The organism is Synechococcus sp. A10-1-5-1 (assembly GCF_023115425.1).
GTDB lineage: Bacteria > Cyanobacteriota > Cyanobacteriia > PCC-6307 > Cyanobiaceae > Vulcanococcus.
In genome coordinates, this window is record NZ_CP096032.1 from 920,939 (window position 1) to 936,370 (window position 15,432).

Annotated in this window: 16 protein-coding genes and 2 tRNA genes; 7 read left to right on the forward strand and 11 right to left on the reverse strand. The window is 64.7% G+C overall.

Annotated elements, in window-relative coordinates; translation table 11 throughout:
* The first annotated feature begins 10 nt into the window (after positions 1-10).
* A complete protein-coding gene (locus tag MY494_RS04955) occupies positions 11-1,174 on the forward strand; it encodes an aminotransferase class V-fold PLP-dependent enzyme (protein ID WP_247911622.1) in 1,164 nt (387 codons plus the stop codon).
* Here MY494_RS04955 and MY494_RS04960 read toward each other — a convergent pair.
* From MY494_RS04960 to yidD, 3 genes are all read right to left on the reverse strand, one after another.
* The gene (locus MY494_RS04960) at positions 1,171-2,682 is read right to left on the reverse strand and encodes a UDP-N-acetylmuramoyl-L-alanyl-D-glutamate--2,6-diaminopimelate ligase (RefSeq protein WP_247911623.1); all 1,512 of its coding nucleotides are present in this window, start codon (positions 2,680-2,682) and stop codon (positions 1,171-1,173) included. The genes MY494_RS04955 and MY494_RS04960 overlap by 4 nt on opposite strands.
* Before the next feature lie 104 nt (positions 2,683-2,786).
* Positions 2,787-3,041: a glutaredoxin family protein gene (locus tag MY494_RS04965; RefSeq protein ID WP_247911624.1), complete on the reverse strand. Its 255-nt coding sequence runs from the start codon at positions 3,039-3,041 to the stop codon at positions 2,787-2,789.
* A complete protein-coding gene (gene yidD, locus MY494_RS04970; RefSeq protein ID WP_247911625.1) occupies positions 3,041-3,268 on the reverse strand; it encodes a membrane protein insertion efficiency factor YidD in 228 nt (75 codons plus the stop codon). Before yidD ends, MY494_RS04965 begins: the two co-directional genes overlap by 1 nt.
* Before the next feature lie 131 nt (positions 3,269-3,399).
* Here yidD and rpsD point away from each other — a divergent pair, with 131 nt between their 5' ends.
* Positions 3,400-4,008, forward strand: a complete 609-nt coding sequence (rpsD, locus tag MY494_RS04975; RefSeq protein ID WP_247911626.1) for a 30S ribosomal protein S4 — start codon at positions 3,400-3,402, stop codon at positions 4,006-4,008.
* Positions 4,009-4,091: 83 nt separating this feature from the next.
* On the opposite strand, the gene trpC is transcribed toward rpsD, so the two are convergent.
* From trpC to MY494_RS05000, 5 genes are all read right to left on the reverse strand, one after another.
* Positions 4,092-4,976, reverse strand: a complete 885-nt coding sequence (trpC, locus tag MY494_RS04980; RefSeq protein ID WP_247911963.1) for an indole-3-glycerol phosphate synthase TrpC — start codon at positions 4,974-4,976, stop codon at positions 4,092-4,094.
* 25 nt (positions 4,977-5,001) lie between these two features.
* Positions 5,002-6,444 (reverse strand): dihydrolipoyl dehydrogenase, encoded by a 1,443-nt coding sequence (gene lpdA / locus MY494_RS04985; protein WP_247911628.1) that lies wholly within the window; start codon positions 6,442-6,444, stop codon positions 5,002-5,004.
* A gap of 35 nt (positions 6,445-6,479) precedes the next feature.
* Complete coding sequence (locus MY494_RS04990) at positions 6,480-7,289, reverse strand: RNA methyltransferase (protein WP_247911629.1); 810 nt, start codon at positions 7,287-7,289, stop codon at positions 6,480-6,482.
* Positions 7,289-7,537 (reverse strand): hypothetical protein, encoded by a 249-nt coding sequence (locus tag MY494_RS04995; RefSeq protein ID WP_247911632.1) that lies wholly within the window; start codon positions 7,535-7,537, stop codon positions 7,289-7,291. Before MY494_RS04995 ends, MY494_RS04990 begins: the two co-directional genes overlap by 1 nt.
* Positions 7,538-7,645: 108 nt before the next feature.
* A tRNA-Leu gene (locus tag MY494_RS05000) sits at positions 7,646-7,729 on the reverse strand.
* Positions 7,730-7,916: 187 nt separating this feature from the next.
* Between MY494_RS05000 and murA the strand changes: the two genes are divergently transcribed.
* From murA to MY494_RS05025, 5 genes are all read left to right on the forward strand, one after another.
* Positions 7,917-9,212, forward strand: a complete 1,296-nt coding sequence (gene murA / locus MY494_RS05005; protein WP_247911634.1) for a UDP-N-acetylglucosamine 1-carboxyvinyltransferase — start codon at positions 7,917-7,919, stop codon at positions 9,210-9,212.
* A 29-nt stretch (positions 9,213-9,241) separates the two neighbouring features.
* Positions 9,242-9,323 (forward strand) — tRNA-Leu (locus MY494_RS05010).
* Positions 9,324-9,364: 41 nt separating this feature from the next.
* On the forward strand, positions 9,365-10,579 hold the full coding sequence (locus tag MY494_RS05015) for an aspartate aminotransferase family protein (RefSeq protein WP_247911635.1): 1,215 nt from the start codon (positions 9,365-9,367) through the stop codon (positions 10,577-10,579).
* Positions 10,549-11,748: a folylpolyglutamate synthase/dihydrofolate synthase family protein gene (locus MY494_RS05020; protein WP_247911636.1), complete on the forward strand. Its 1,200-nt coding sequence runs from the start codon at positions 10,549-10,551 to the stop codon at positions 11,746-11,748. Before MY494_RS05015 ends, MY494_RS05020 begins: the two co-directional genes overlap by 31 nt.
* 21 nt (positions 11,749-11,769) lie before the next feature.
* Positions 11,770-12,297: a pentapeptide repeat-containing protein gene (locus MY494_RS05025; RefSeq protein ID WP_247911964.1), complete on the forward strand. Its 528-nt coding sequence runs from the start codon at positions 11,770-11,772 to the stop codon at positions 12,295-12,297.
* Here the strand turns inward: MY494_RS05025 and MY494_RS05030 are convergent.
* Genes MY494_RS05030 through MY494_RS05040 form a run of 3 tightly spaced genes read right to left on the reverse strand, consistent with a single transcriptional unit; the run spans position 12,294 to position 15,405 of the window.
* On the reverse strand, positions 12,294-13,691 hold the full coding sequence (locus tag MY494_RS05030) for an FAD-binding oxidoreductase (protein ID WP_247911637.1): 1,398 nt from the start codon (positions 13,689-13,691) through the stop codon (positions 12,294-12,296). The two genes, MY494_RS05025 and MY494_RS05030, sit on opposite strands and share 4 nt — an antisense overlap.
* Positions 13,691-14,983 (reverse strand): amidohydrolase family protein, encoded by a 1,293-nt coding sequence (locus MY494_RS05035; protein WP_247911638.1) that lies wholly within the window; start codon positions 14,981-14,983, stop codon positions 13,691-13,693. Before MY494_RS05035 ends, MY494_RS05030 begins: the two co-directional genes overlap by 1 nt.
* On the reverse strand, positions 14,980-15,405 hold the full coding sequence (locus tag MY494_RS05040; RefSeq protein ID WP_247911639.1) for a DUF4359 domain-containing protein: 426 nt from the start codon (positions 15,403-15,405) through the stop codon (positions 14,980-14,982). The genes MY494_RS05035 and MY494_RS05040 overlap by 4 nt, the downstream gene beginning before the upstream one ends.
* Positions 15,406-15,432 lie beyond the last annotated feature (27 nt).

Sequence of the window (15,432 nt, forward strand, 5' to 3'; positions counted from 1 at the left end):
GGATAACCAGATGTTTCGCGATCTCTGCCCAGCCCTCACCAACAAGACCTACTTCAACTACGGCGGTCAGGGGCCATTGCCGACCCCATCGCTGGAGGCGATCAACCAGAGCTGGAGAACGATTCAGGAGCTCGGGCCATTCACAACCGATGTCTGGCCGTTCATCGAGCAGGAGACGAGCCGGCTGCGCCGGGCCCTCGCCGGCTGGTGCGGAGTCGGCCCCCATCGGATGACCCTGACGGAGAACGTGACCAGCGGCTGTGTCTTGCCGCTCTGGGGATTGCCCTGGGAGGCCGGCGATGAACTGCTGATCAGTGACTGCGAGCACCCAGGAGTCGTCGCCGCCTGCCAGGAACTGGCTCGCCGCCACCAGCTCAGCCTGGCCACATTGCCGGTCCTCGCGCTCTGCCAGACCACAGCTCAGGCGGAACTGGAGTCCGCTGTGCTGCAGCAGCTCGAAGCAGCCCAAACCCCCCGTACCCGGCTCGTGGTTCTCTCCCACCTGCTCTGGAACACCGGGGCGGTGATGCCCATCCCGGCGGTCGCCGCTCAGCTCGAGCAACACCCCAAACAACCTTGGCTGCTGGTGGATGCAGCCCAGTCCATGGGAAGCCTTCCCGTCGCGGAGGCGGCAAGGGCCGCCGACATCTATGCCTTCACTGGACACAAATGGTGCTGCGGGCCAGAAGGTCTAGGGGGTGTGGCCCTCTCTGAGCGCGTCCTCGATCAAGGTCAGCCCACCTTGATTGGCTGGCGCAGCCTGGAGAACGAGGGCAGCGCTGGCAGCAGCTGGCACCGCGATGGTCGCCGTTTTGAAGTCGCCACCTCCTGTATCCCCCTCTTCAGCGGACTGCATCAATCCCTGCAGTTGTTGGCCGAGGAAGGAAGCGACGAGGATCGTCTGGACAGGATCCGGCAGGGCAGTCAGCAGCTCTGGGAAAGGCTGCAGTCGCTCCCGGGCTGCCAAACCCTGCTGCCAGAACCACCGCCTGCTGGACTGGTCAGCTTCCGGCTTGAGGGCATTGAGACCTCCCAAGCGGTCCATGCCTTGGGTCAAGCCGGGCTCTGGATCCGCCGCCTGGATTCACCGGATTGCCTGAGGGCCTGCACCCACATCTGCACGACCCCCGCGGAAATCGAAGGCCTGATCGCAGCACTCAACAACCTCAGCTAACAAGGCCGATTGCGCAGAGCCTTCTCGGCCTCCTCGCGATCATCGAAATGCACCTTTTTGGTGCCAAGGATTTGATAGTCCTCGTGGCCCTTACCCGCGATCAAGATCAGGTCCTTGGGCTGGGCCATGGCGATGGCCTCGGCGATGGCCTGGGCCCGATCCGCATCGACTCGAAACTGCGCTCCCTCAGGAATTCCAGCCACGACGTCCTTGAGGATTTGCTGGGGATCTTCCGTGCGGGGGTTGTCGGAGGTCACCAGCACCTGATCGGCCAACCGCGCTGCGATCGCCGCCATCTGGGGACGCTTGGTGCGGTCGCGATCCCCACCGCAACCAAACACGCAAATCAGTTGTCCCTCAACAAAGGGCCGGCAGGCATTCAGCGCACTCTCGAGACCATCGGGGGTGTGGGCGTAATCCACCAAGACCGAGGGCAAACCGGCATCGCAACATTCCGCCCGGGCCACCTGAACCCGCTCCATCCGGCCCGGCACCCCCTTGAAGCTCCCCAGGGCCTCCAACATCGAGGACAAGGGCAGCCCCTGCTGCAGCAGGACCCCAACCGCTTCAAGCAGGTTCATCAGATTGAACTTGCCCAGCAAAGGAGAGGAAAACGCTCCGCTGCCGACCGGGGTGATCAGGGTTCCACTGACCCCCTGGGAACCCATCTGCAACGCCTCCATCCGCAGCTCAGCTGAGGCGCCCGGCTCCAGGGAGGCACGCCAGCACCGATCGCCCAAGCGCTCGGCCAGGCGCATCCCCCAGGGATCATCAACATTGACCACGGCCCGAGCGTCAGACCGCAACAAGGGGGCCTCAAACAACTTGGCCTTGGCCTCGAAGTAGTCCTCCATCGAGGGGTGGTAATCGAGGTGGTCCTGGGTCAGGTTCGTGAAAATCGCCCCGGCAAAGCGGCAGCCACTAATCCGCTGCTGATCGAGGGCATGGGAGCTCACCTCCATGGCCGCAATCCGCGAACCGGCTTCAGCCGCCATGGCCAGCTGCGCCTGCAGCTCGTCGGCAAAGGCGGTGGTGTGCTGTGCCGTCACGCTGTGACCCGGCCAGCGGTTGATCAACGTGCCAAACAGTGCCGCTGGGTAGCCGCATCGGCTGGCCAGATGCTCCAGCAGATAGGTCGTGGTGGTCTTGCCATTGGTCCCCGTCACTCCGATCAGGGCCATCCGCTGGCTGGGTTGCTGCCAAAACTCGGCGGCCAGCAAACCTGCCCAACGAGAGACCGGATCGGAGACCACCAACACCGCGTCGCCATCGGCTGGGGGCCTGGCCTCAGCGGCAGCGCGACCAATCACGGCCAAGGCCGCACCGGCCTGAAGCGCCTCCGGCCAAAAGGCACCGCCATCCACGGTGGCGCCAGGCAATCCGACAAAGACGGTCCCAGAGCCAACGCGGCGCGAGTCACAGCTCACCCCCTCCAACTCGACATTCCCAAGCCCAGGTGGCACCGCCAGCCCGACCTGTCGCAGCAGGGTATGGAGCCGTTGGGACATGGAGGAGGGTTGCGATAACGCTGTTTTAAGTCGGTTCTGCGCTGAAAACGTCGCCGCTGAGACCAGTCCCGTGAGCCTCAACCAAGACAATTCAAGGAGCCGGGTTAAAGGACCCCCTGCTGGGCCAGCCAAGGGGCCAACTGCGGGACGCTCACCCTGGGGGAAAGCCGAGGCAGAACCCTTTCTCCATCTGGAGTTCGGTGAATCAGAACTGGGACTTCGAGATCAAAACGGGCCAGCAGCTGGGGATCACTGTCGACATCGACCGTTTCAAAAGAAACCGCTGCAGCGCTCAACTTCTCCTCCAGGCCTTCGCAGAGGCAGCAGCCCACCCGGGTCACCAGCACCAGAGTCGCCATCAATCCGGCACCGGGTCACAACCACAGGGCGTCCAGGGGTGACAGCGCAGCAGGCGCTTGAGCGTCAACCAACTGCCGCGCCAGGGGCCATGGCGCTCAATCGCCTCCAGGCCATAGGCGCTGCAGCTGGGGATGAAGCGGCAACGGGGAGGACCCAGCAGCGGCGAGATCGCCAGGCGATAGAAGCCAATCAGGGCCAGGAGCAGGCGTTGAAGCAGGGCGTTCATAGGCGCTTCAGGCCGAGCGATAAGATCGACAACTGGCGTGGCATCAAGCCTTGCAGTGGAGAGAGGTCCAAGGACCACCACTCCATGCTCTCAGGCAAGCCATGTCTGGATCAACCTGAACATCAGTTCCTATGTCTCGCTACCGCGGCCCTCGCCTGAGGATTACGCGGCGCTTGGGAGACCTCCCTGGTCTCACCCGTAAGTCCGCCAAGCGGTCTTATCCCCCCGGTCAGCACGGCCAAGCCCGTCGCAAGCGCTCCGAATACGCCATCCGTCTGGAAGAGAAGCAGAAGCTTCGCTTCAACTACGGCATTTCCGAACGTCAGCTGGTTCGCTACGTCAAGAAGGCCCGTGCCCAAGAGGGCTCCACGGGTACCAACCTGCTGAAATTGCTCGAGAACCGTCTCGACAACGTTTGCTTCCGCCTTGGCTTCGGCCCCACCGTCCCCGGTGCACGCCAGCTGGTGAACCATGGCCACGTGACCGTGAACGGCCGCGTCGTGGACATCGCGAGCTACCAGTGCAAGGCCGGCGACGTGGTCGCCATCCGTGAGCGCAAGCAGAGCCGGAAGCTGGCTGAAGGCAACCTGGAATTCCCTGGCCTCGCCAACATCCCCCCTCACCTCGAGCTCGACAAGAACAAGTTCACCGCCAAGGTCGGCGGCAAGTGCGAGCGCGAGTGGGTCGCTCTCGAAATCAACGAACTGCTGGTGGTGGAGTACTACTCCCGCAAGGTCTGATCCCGATCAGACACCCCTCAGATCACCAAGCCCCCGCTTCGGCGGGGGCTTTTTTGTGCCCGTTTTCAAGCGGGCAGCTGGCCTCAGCCCCCAATCAACGATTCCAGCGCTTGGGTGACGTCGTCTTGGCGCATCAGCGATTCACCCACCAACACCGCATCGGCACCGGCGCTCTGGACCCGATCGAGATCGTCGCGGTTAAACAGCCCCGATTCGCTCACCAAGAGGCAACCCTTGGCGCGCAGCTGCTCGCCATAGCGCGCCATCAACTGCTCGGTCGTCGCCAGATCGGTGTGGAAGGTGGCCAGATCGCGATTGTTGATCCCGATCAGCTGGGCGCCTTCGAGGGCCAGCACCCGCTCCAGTTCAGCCGCATCGTGCACCTCAACCAGGGCCGTCAGCCCGAGGCTCTTGGCCACCTTGAGGAGGTAGGCCATGTCCTGGTCGCTCAGGATCGCCGCGATCAACAGAGCTGCATCGGCCCCAGCCGCCCGGGCCTGATAGAGCTGATAAGGCGTGAGGATGAAGTCCTTGCACAGCAGCGGCAGGTCCACCACCTGACGCACCTGCACCAGAACCTCAAAGCCCCCCTGGAAGAACTGCTTGTCCGTCAGAACCGACAGGCAGCTGGCACCCCCAGCGGCGTAGCCCTTAGCAATCGCCTCGGGATCGAAGTCCTCGCGGATCACGCCCTTACTCGGACTGGCCTTCTTCACCTCCGCAATGACCGCCGGCTTGCGGCAGGCGGATTTCAGCGCGGCAAGGAAGTCGCGGGGAGCGGGCAGAGCTGCGACCTGGTTTTTGAGTTGATCCAGGGGGACCCGATCACGGGCCGCCGCCACTTCGCGGTCCTTCTCCCAGACGATCTTCTCGAGGATGTTGCGAGGTTCGCCCTCCTCATGGGGACAGGCGTACTCCAGGTGGGCCACCTTCACCTTGGGGTTCGGGGGCCTGCGGCGGATCTCCATGGTCATCTCGATCGGGTGATTGAAATCAGGCGGCGACCGCCATGGCGGCTTGCTTGTAGGCCACTTCCACCACCTCGCTCAAGGTGGGATGGGTGTGCACCTCATTGGCCAGTTGCTTCACGCTCTGGCGGCGGGCCACGGCGTTAGCGATCTCCTGAATCAGATCGGCCGCATGGAGTCCATAAATGTGGGCGCCCAGCACCTCACCGGTGGCCTTGTTGAAGAGCAGCTTCATCAAGCCATCACTCTCCAGCTCAGCCAGGGCCTTGGAGTTGGCCTTGAAGTAGCTGCGGACCGAGCCCAGCTCAAAGCCCTCCTTAGCCGCCAACTCCTTGGCGTCGGCTTCGCTCAGACCCACCGAGCTGATCTCCGGGTGGGTGAAGGTGGCTGCCGGAATCGAGCGGTAGTCGATCGTGCGGGGGTGACCCAGGATGTTGTCCACCGCCACCGTGCCCTGGGCCGCTGCGGTGTGAGCCAGCATCATCTTTCCGGTCACATCACCAACCGCCCAGAGGTGGGGGACCGGAGCACCGTTCACCAGGACCCGCAGCTGATCGTCCACGGGAACAAAGCCGCGGTTGGTCTCAATGCCGCAGGCTTCGAGGTTGAGCTCCTTGCTGGTGGGGACCCGGCCGGTCGCCACCAGGACCGCGTCCACCTCCAGGGTCTCCACGGGCTCGCGTGTCTGCATATCCACCAGTTCGATCTGCACCGGGGCACCAGGCTTGATCGACTTGGCCAACACCCCGGAGCGGGCGTCGATGTCACGGCCGTCAATCAGGTTGCGGGCGGCAATCTTGGCGATGTCGGGATCGAAGGTGGGCATCACCCGATCCAAGGCCTCGATCATCGTCACTTCACAGCCCAGGGCCGTATAGACGTCGGCGAACTCCAGGCCGATGTAGCCACTACCAACAATGGCCAGCCAGCGGGGCAGCCACTCGAGATTGACGGCCTCATCGCTGGTGAACACCGTGCGGCCGTCGGTTTCGATACCGGGGGGGACAAACGGATCCGAACCGGTGGCGATGATCACGTCGCGGCCGGTCAGTACCCGATCAACACCGCTGACCTCCCGCACACCAACCTTCTGGGCACCCTCCAGACGGCCAGTGCCGCGGATGATCGTCACCCCGGCGCGCTCCAGAGTTTTGGTCAGGTTGGTGCGGATCGTCGCCACCAGCTGGTTGGCGTGATCGGCGATTTTCTGGCGCTCAAAGCGGACGGGAGCGGCGTGGATGCCAAACCCCTTGAGATGCTCCGCATCAGCCAACTCGCGCACGCGACCACTGGCGGCCAGCAGGGCCTTGGAGGGAACGCAACCGCGATTGACGCAGGTGCCGCCCATGTCGCGGCTTTCGATGATCGCGGTGCGCAGCCCGTGTTCAGCGGCGTGCTTCGCAGCATCGAAGCCGCCATAGCCCGCGCCAATCACGATGACGTCAAAGTCGAAACTGCCGTCGCTCACCTGAGGCCTGCCCAATTGGGGGGCATTCTCCCCTGTCAGCCCCCCAAACCCAAGTTGTGTTGCTGCCGCCATCGCTCAAGCAGCAAGGGAGCGGCCGCCACACCGACGTTCAGGGACTCCACGGCCGTGCTGTGGGGGATGTTCACCTGGTGACTGGCCAGGGCCGCGAGCTCGGGATGAAGCCCAGCCCCTTCGTTACCGAGCAACAGCACCGTGGGGCGAGTCCAATCCAGCTCCCAATAGGGATGCGTCTCGGCTGGATCCACCAAGCTGGCCACCACCTGGTGACCTGCAGCGCGCGCCTTCGCCACGCGCTCCCCCAAGGCCGCCCGATCGAGGCCACGCCAATGGGGCAAGGCCAGGGCAGCCCCAGCCGAGGCACGCAAGACCTTGGGCTGGCAGGGATCGGCCCCACCCCCCAGCCAGAGGTCATCAACACCCGCGGCCAGGGCAGTCCGCATCAAGGTGCCGAGATTGCCGGGATCCTGAAGTTGATCCAAGGCCAGAACAAACGAGCCCAGCCCTTGGGTCTTTGGCAACGCCTCTTGCCTGAGGGTCGCCACCACCCCGTCTGGGGTTTCGGTGGTGGCCACAGCCGCTAAGACAGCCTCCCCGACCGGCTGGAGACACGCGTCGTCAGCCAGGCCCTCCAGCAAGGACCCATGGCGCTCCAGCCAAGCCGGGGTCGCCAGCAACTGTTCGGGCAACAGCCCAAGGCGGAGGAGTTCTTGGAGCTGATGGGTTCCTTCCAACAGCAGCAAGCCTTGCTCGCGGCGACCCTTCGACTGATGCAGAGCACGCAACCGGCCAACAAGGGGATTGCGGCGGCTGGTGATCAGCTCCATCAGAAGGTTTCGTGACGCCTCACGTGCAGCCCCTCGCCCACAACAATATTTTTGTCATCAAGATCGAGACCTCGCACCGCGGCCACCTCGCCCTTGAGGCCCTCAGCCTGCAGGTTCTTGATCAATTCCTTAATCAGCACGTCTTCGATCGTTTTTTGATCGAAGGCATCAGGGGTGAGGGCTTCGAGGAAGCGCCCCATCTTGGAGGCCACCACTTCCGGGGCATTGGTGATCTTCAGAACGAGCATCGACTCAAAAACAGAAGGAAGCGCTGGGTTGGGCACCGACCCCAAAGCTGGCAACAGCCTCGAGGATCAGCAATAAAAAAGCTCCTCCCCAACGGGAGGAGCTTTCAGTGCGGATGGGGAGACTTGAACTCCCACGACATTGCTGCCACTAGTACCTGAAACTAGCGCGTCTACCAATTCCGCCACATCCGCAGGGGTGGGCGACGCCGCTTGGCGCGACCAGCGAAATGTACCCCATCAAGGTCCCTCTTCAGGGCAGGGGATCATTCGGCCACAAACCAGGCCAGCAACGGCTTCGAGCCAGTTCGCTTGCCGGCCGTCTTGCCGGTCTCATTCGTTGTTGCCAGGATGAGGCCCCCCAGGCGGGACGCCTTTAGCTATGACCGCGACTCTCGTCCCGTCTCAACAGATTCTCACGCCGCAACTGGAAATTGCCGGTGGTCGCCGCCTGTCCGGCGAGCTGCGTGTCAGTGGAGCGAAGAACTCTGCGCTGGTCCTGATGGCCGCCAGCCTGCTCACCACGGAGCAGCTGCGCCTTCGCAACGTGCCGCCCCTCACCGACATCGGAGGGATGGCCGACATCTTGATTTCCCTCGGTGTCGCCACCTCCCACAACGGCGACACCCTTGAGATGGACGGCTCGGGGTTGAGCCAGTCCTCACCTCCCTATGAGCTGGTCAACAGCCTTCGCGCCAGCTTCTTCTGCATCGGCCCCCTGCTGGCTCGCCTCGGCATCGCTCGAGTCCCCCTTCCCGGCGGATGCCAGATCGGCACGCGCCCGGTGGTGGAGCACGTCAAAGGACTCAAAGCCCTGGGCGCCCAGGTCACGATTGAGCACGGCGTCGTCTCCGCCGTGGTCCCAGGCCGCAGCCACCGCCTGACTGGCGGACGCATTCACCTCGATTGCCCCAGTGTTGGCGCCACCGAGACCTTGATGATGGCGGCAGCCCTCGCCGAGGGCGAGACCGTCATTGAAAACGCGGCCCTTGAGCCCGAGATTGTCGATCTAGCAGGCCTGCTCTTGGCCATGGGCGCCAAGGTTCGCGGTGCTGGCACCCCGACGATCACCATCGTTGGGGTCGAGCGGCTGCACGGCGCGGACTACGCCGTCATTCCCGATCGGATCGAAGCCGGAACCTTTCTGCTGGCTGCAGCCATCACGCGTTCCTGCCTAACCGTTGCGCCAGTCGTGACTGATCACCTCGGCGCCGTGCTGACCAAGCTCGAGGAAGTGGGCTGCCGGTTGGAGATTGACGGCACCAACGTGACCATCAGTGCCGACACGATTCAGGCAGTTGATCTACGCACCCAGCCCTTCCCCGGATTCCCCACCGACCTGCAGGCCCCGTTCATGAGCCTCCTGGCCACAGCCAACGGCAACAGCGTCGTCACCGAAAACATCTTTGAGAACCGGCTGCAACACGTCGCCGAGCTCCAGCGCATGGGAGCTGCCATTCGCACCCAGGGCAATACGGCCTTCATCGAAGGGGTTCCACGGCTCAGCGGTGCTCCGGTGCAGGGCTCGGACCTGCGGGCCTCCGCCGCCATGGTCCTGGCCGGCCTCGCCGCCGATGGAATCACCACGGTCCAAGGGCTGGAGTACCTCGATCGCGGCTACGCCGATTTCGAGGGGAAGCTGAACGCGGTCGGCGCCTCGATCCGCCGACTCGGCTGATCCCCGCTGCCCTTTAGAGTCGCAAGCGCGGGAGCGTGCCGGAATTGGTAGACGGACTCGACTCAAAATCGAGCGCCTTCGGGCATGTGGGTTCAAGTCCCACCGCTCCTATTTCTCCCCCACCCACGACATCGCCGGCTGAGACGGCGGTGATGAACACCTACGGCCGCTTCCCCCTGGAGCTGGTTCGCGGCCGGGGTGTCTGGGTTTGGGATCAACAGGGTCGCCGCTACCTCGACGCCGTGGCCGGCATCGCGGTCTGCACCCTGGGCCACAGCAGCCGCGCCATGCGCAAGGCGCTTGGTGGACAGTTGCGCAAGCTTCAACACGTCTCCAACCTCTATCGGATCCCCGAGCAGGAGCAACTGGCCGGCTGGATTCGCGACAACAGCTGCGCCGACAGGGTCTTTTTCTGCAACTCAGGCGCTGAAGCCAACGAAGCGGCCATCAAGCTCGCCCGCAAGCATGGTCATGTGGTGCGAGGCATCGACACCAGCAGCGAACGGGGCCCGCTGATCCTCACGGCCCATGCCAGCTTCCACGGCCGCACCCTTGCTGCGGTCACCGCGACCGGACAACCCAAGTACCACCAGGGCTTTGAGCCCATGGTGCAGGGGTTCCGCTACTTCCCTTACAACGACATCTCAGCCTTTGAGGCGCTGCTGCATCGCTGCGAGGCCGCCGGTCCGCGCGTAGCGGCCGTCATGCTCGAGCCGCTGCAGGGAGAAGGGGGAGTCAATCCCGGGGATGTGACCTTCTTCCAGCGGGTGCGCGACCTGTGTGATCAGTACAAAATCCTGCTGATCTTTGATGAGGTCCAGGTCGGCGTTGGCCGCACCGGACGGTTGTGGGGCTACCAAAAGCTCGGGGTTGAGCCCGATGCCTTCACCCTGGCCAAGGGTCTCGGCGGCGGGTTCCCCATCGGCGCCCTCTGCGTCAAAGCCCTGGCGGATCAGCTCAAGCCCGGTGAACATGCCAGCACCTTTGGCGGGAACCCCATGGCCTGCCGCGCTGGTCTGACGGTGGCCGCGGAACTGCATCGCCGCAACCTTCCGGCCCATGCCGAGCAGATGGGCGAGCTTCTGCAGCAGCTATTGCTGGAGCTCGCCAAGCACCATCCCCAATTGGTGAAAGGTGTTCGAGGCTGGGGACTGCTGCAGGGCCTCGTCCTGCAAGCCGACGGCCCCAAGGCGATTGACGTGGTCAAAGCCGCCATGGACCAGGGCCTGCTGGTGGTACCCGCCGGCAGCGATGTGGTGCGTTTTGTCCCCCCCCTGACGATCCAACCGCGGCATCTGCGCCTAGCGGTCAAACGACTCGAGAAAGCTCTGCTGGCGTGTCCATCTCCGACCCCTTCAGCGAGCTAATTGCTCCCTTCAGCCGCCGGGGTGTGGATCTGGGGCTGAACCGAATCGAAGCAGCCCTCGCTGAACTGGGGCATCCAGAGCAGCGCTTCGTCGCCCTGCAGGTGGCTGGAACCAATGGCAAAGGGTCCATCGCCACGATGGTCGAGCGAATCGCTACCGCCGCCGGGGTGCGCTGCGGGCTGTACACCTCCCCCCATCTCCTGAGTTGGTGTGAGCGAATCCGCCTTCCCAAGGGAACCATTGCAGAGGAAGAGCTGAAACGCCTTCTGCGACGGCTGCAGCCCGTGGCTTTACGCCACGACCTCACCCCCTTTGAACTGATCACCGTCTCTGCCTTTGTCGCGTTTGCTGAAGCCGAGGTGGAACTGGCCGTCCTTGAAGTGGGACTCGGCGGCCGGCTCGATGCCACAACGGTCCACCCGCGGCGAGACGTTCTGGCCTTCGCCAGCATCGGCCTGGACCACATCGAACACCTCGGCCCCACCCTCGAGGCCATCGCCCAAGAAAAGGCTGCCGTCATGAATCCAGGGGCCATCGCCGTCAGCGGCCCCCAGGCCCCTGAGGTGACCGCGGTGCTTCAAGCGCAAGCAACGGCGCGAGATTGCGAGCTGCGCTGGAGAGATCCCCTCCCTGGCCAAGCTGATGGAGGCCCGGCCTTAGGACTCCATGGCGACCTGCAACGCAGCAATGCCGCCGTGGCGATCGCCGCAGCAGAAGCCCTGAGGGAGAAGGGCTGGGCCATCCCCGATGACGCCGTCCGCCGCGGCCTCCAGCAGGCCCGTTGGCCTGGTCGCCTCGAGCTCCGTCAGTTCCGCGGCCAGGCTCTGCTGATTGATGGGGCCCACAACCCCCCCGCCGCCGCGGCCCTACGCCAAGAACTCGAGCCCGCTCAGCGGCGCTGGTTGATCGGAATGCAACGGCACAAGGACGCCCCGGATCTACTGCGCCAACTGCTGGAACCCGGTGACCAGGTGCGCGTCGTCCCATTGCCAGAGCACGCCAGTTGGAGTGCTGATGAGCTGCGCCCAGAGCTCCCAGGCATCGAGGAAGGGGCCAACGAGCTGAGTGAAAACCTTGAGTGGCTTGTGCAATCGGAGGGGCTGCCGGTCGCCTGCGGTTCCCTTTATCTGGTGGCGGCACTCCTCCCACTGCTCGACCCGACAGACTGAAGAGCCGGCCCCATGACCGCCATGACCTACATCCGTCTCTTCAGTTGGCTGTGGGCAGTGGTGATGCTGCTGTCGGCTCCGGCCATGACCATGGCCCTCGACACCTCTGCTGGTGTGGGACTGCAAGATCGGGCGCTGTTTCAGGACACCGTCGACTACACCCTCACCAACCAAAGCGGAAAGGACTTCTCTGGTCAGCAACTGGCCAACACCTCCTTCGCAGGGGCCGTCGGCAAAGCCGCCAACTTCAGTGGGGCCGACCTCCATGGCGCGATCTTGACCCAGGGGGCCTTCCCCGAAGCCAACTTCAACGGCGCTGACCTCTCGGATGTGCTGCTGGATCGCACCGACATGAGCGGCACCGACTTGCGCAATGCCGTCCTGGTGGGGGTGATCGCCTCCGGCAGCACCTTCACCGGCGCCCAGGTGGAGAACGCCGACTTCAGCGATGCCCTGCTTGATCGCGCCGATCAGCGCAGCCTCTGCATCAGCGCGTCTGGCACCAATCCCACCACGGGAGTCGACACCCGGGCCAGCCTCGGCTGCTAAGTCCAGCCGCGCAACTTGCCTGGATTCATCAGCCCCGCTGGGTCATAGGCCCGTTTGGCATCCACCTGATCGGCATCCACCACCCCAAGGCCCCCGTCTTCAACGCTGATGACATGGGGGTTAAAGAGCAGGCAACCGAGCTCTCGGGCCTGATCGATCAGGTCCTGGAGAGCTCGGGTCCCACGCCACCGCACCAACGGGAGACAGGCGAAGCGCTGCCGGCCCTGGCTGCGGACCGCCTCCAGATGCCAGAGCAGATCGTCGCCCCAACGCTCCCTTAGGGCCTCAAGAGCCGGGGCCTCCGGCTGTGGCAACAGCAGCTGCAGATAGGTCCAACCGGGATCCTGGCTGCGCACATGCAGGGTCGTGTGGTTCCAGGTCAGCTCCCGCAGCGGAATTCCCCGGCTCTGCCCTTGGGGAGCGCTCCAGCTCAGCCGCCCCCCGAGCTCAAGCGTCCAGGACTCCAGGACGCTCGTGGCATCCGGCGCCGCCAGGAGCAACACCCGATGGCCTTCGCCCGTGGCGCCCGGGCAACCCTGGGGCCAAGGCAAGCGCGCAGCGACGGCGGCCTCCAGCAGACACAAGGCCTTCAACTCCAAGGCAGAGGCGGATAGCTGCTGGGCCGCAGCCAGGGCCGATGACCACTCGTCAAACTCCAGCACCCACTGCCGCCAGGCCACCGCCGAAGCGGAGGCCATGGTCAAGGCCGTGAAGATCCCATTGGTCCCGTAGGCGTGGTTCAGGGGACGGGCGGCGCTGGCGTCCAGCTGCAGCAGCCGCGGCTCGGCCTCCAAGGTCACCATCTCCACCCCCAGCAGGTGCCCGGGGTCCCGCAGAAATCCCCAGCGCAGCGAACCAATGCCGCCGGATCCTCCCGCCACATAGCCGCCGAGGCTGGCGGTGCGCACCGTGCTCGGCAACAGACGCTGCTCCCGGCCATGGGCGAGCAACTGGCGATCGAGCTCCGCCAAGACAATCCCGGGTTCAGCAGTGAAGACCCCCGAGGTGGCATCAACCCCTCGCAGGCGGTTCAGGCCACTGGTCTCCAGCAGCAAGCCACCGGCCAAGGGAATGCACTGGCCGTAGTTCCCCGTCGCAGCACCCCGCACCGTCAGGCTGACCCCATGGCGGCTGCATGCCGCGGCCACCTGAAGCACCTGCTCAGGGGCATTCACCTGAACGCCGATCTGGGCGCGCAGACCACAGAGCAGGGGCTGAAGCACGGGCGAATACACAAATCCATCCGCCGCCAGGCTCTCCAGCTCCCCCGCACTCCGCAGCAAGGGCAATCCAGCGGCGCGAAGATCCGAGGCCAGGGCCTCGAGCTGGGCGGACGTCGCCGGATCAGGGAGGCCCGGGGGCAGGGAGCCCGGCAGGTCAGAGGTGCTCTGCATCAGACCAAATTGGCAAGCCGAGGATCGGGATGGGCCTGTTCCGGTGGCGGCAACCAACGGCCCTGTCGCAACACCCGGCGCTGCGGGGACTGGGCCAGCAGTTCCGGCCAACTACCGGCGCTGGTCAGCAACAGATCCGCCGGTCCTCCGACCCGCAGCACCCCGTCCCAGGCCAACCCCAACAGGCGCGCAGGCGTTGTCGTGAACGGCATCAGGCCCTGGCGCTCCCAAGGGGGGGTGTGGGTGGCGCGAAAACTCAGACGCAGCAAATCCAACGGGTCGAAGTCACCGCCGGGGTACCAGGGGTCCTGGACGTTGTCAGCCCCCAGCGCCACCGCGACCCCCTCCTGCTGCAACAGGCGCAGGGGGGCCAGGGGACGGAAACCAGAGCTCACGCTTTGCTCACGGCCCAACAACCAAAAGTTGGTGGTGGGCAAGGCCACAACAGCCACCCCCAGGCGCTGCAACCGGTGCGCCAGCGGCCGAGCTTGCCGCGCAGTCAGCAACCCCATGCTGCTGGCGTGACTGCACGTGATGGGCACCCCCGGGTGAAACCGTTCGAGCCGTTGAACCAGAAGCTGGACCCCAGCGGCGGGGGCCTCGGAGGACTCGTCAATGTGCAGATCAATGCCGCAGCCCAGTTCTCCGGCCAACCGCAGCAGCACATCCAGGTCCGTCCCATCCCGGCCACTACTGGGGAATGGAGGTCCCAAGACACCACCGAGAAGCCCACCCGCGGCCGACACCCGCCGCGCCGACGCCAAACCCTCGCCCTGGCCCCAGAGGGGAAGCGGGGCCAGGGCGACCAACTGCAAGCGGATCCGATCCCTCCATCGCTCCTGAAGCTGCAGCAGGGCATCCCAGCTGGGCCGCGCGCAGGGGCCACCGCTGTCGATGTGACTACGCAGCCCCCGCAGGCCATAACGCCAGGCCTGATCCAGGGCCCTCTCGCCGCGCTGCAGGACCTGCTCAGCACTGCGCTCTTGCCCCTCCTGCATGTTCTGCTCCAGCGCCGCCTGCATCCGGCCGCTGTAGTTGGGAAAGTCCGGCCAACTGAAAGCCTTGTCGAGATGGACATGGGGGTCCACCAAGGGGGTCAGCGCCAAGGGCAACCCTGGCTGGTTGCAAGGTTCGATCGATCGGAGCTGATCGCCCTGCCAGCGCAACTCGACCGGCAGTAATCCCTGGGCATCGCCGCAGGGCAGATCTCTGCGCTCGGGATCCAGCAGGGCCCGCGGCACCAAACATTGCAGCCGCTGCTCGATGCCTAAATCCATCCCGAATGCGATCAACGCTGCGCCAAACCCGGCGCCGCTCCCTCTGAACTCTGAACCACCAAGAGTTGGCCAGCGCCCCCCAAGGTCACAGCGCGATAGCGGGGGATGGTGAGTCCCGGCAACAGGGTCTGGCCGCCCAACTCGGTCGTGTAGATGCTGAACAGACCGGCGTTGTATCGGCGGCTCGAAGCCGCCGCCAACTGACCCAACGCCGTGCGCTGACTCGCCACCAGCTGGGGGCAATCCTGAATCACCAAGCGTGCCAACAGAGGGAGTGATCCAGGAGCGCAGAGCTCGCGGGAAGCAGCCCGCACGAGTTGATCGCCAGCAAATGACTCGAAATCCTCTGTCCCGGGGTTCGTCACCGCCAAGGCCAGAACGGCGACACCAGCCGCCGCCGCCCAGGTCCAACGTCCATCACCCGCGGAGGCAGTCATCGATCGAGAACTGTTGCATTGGTAGGA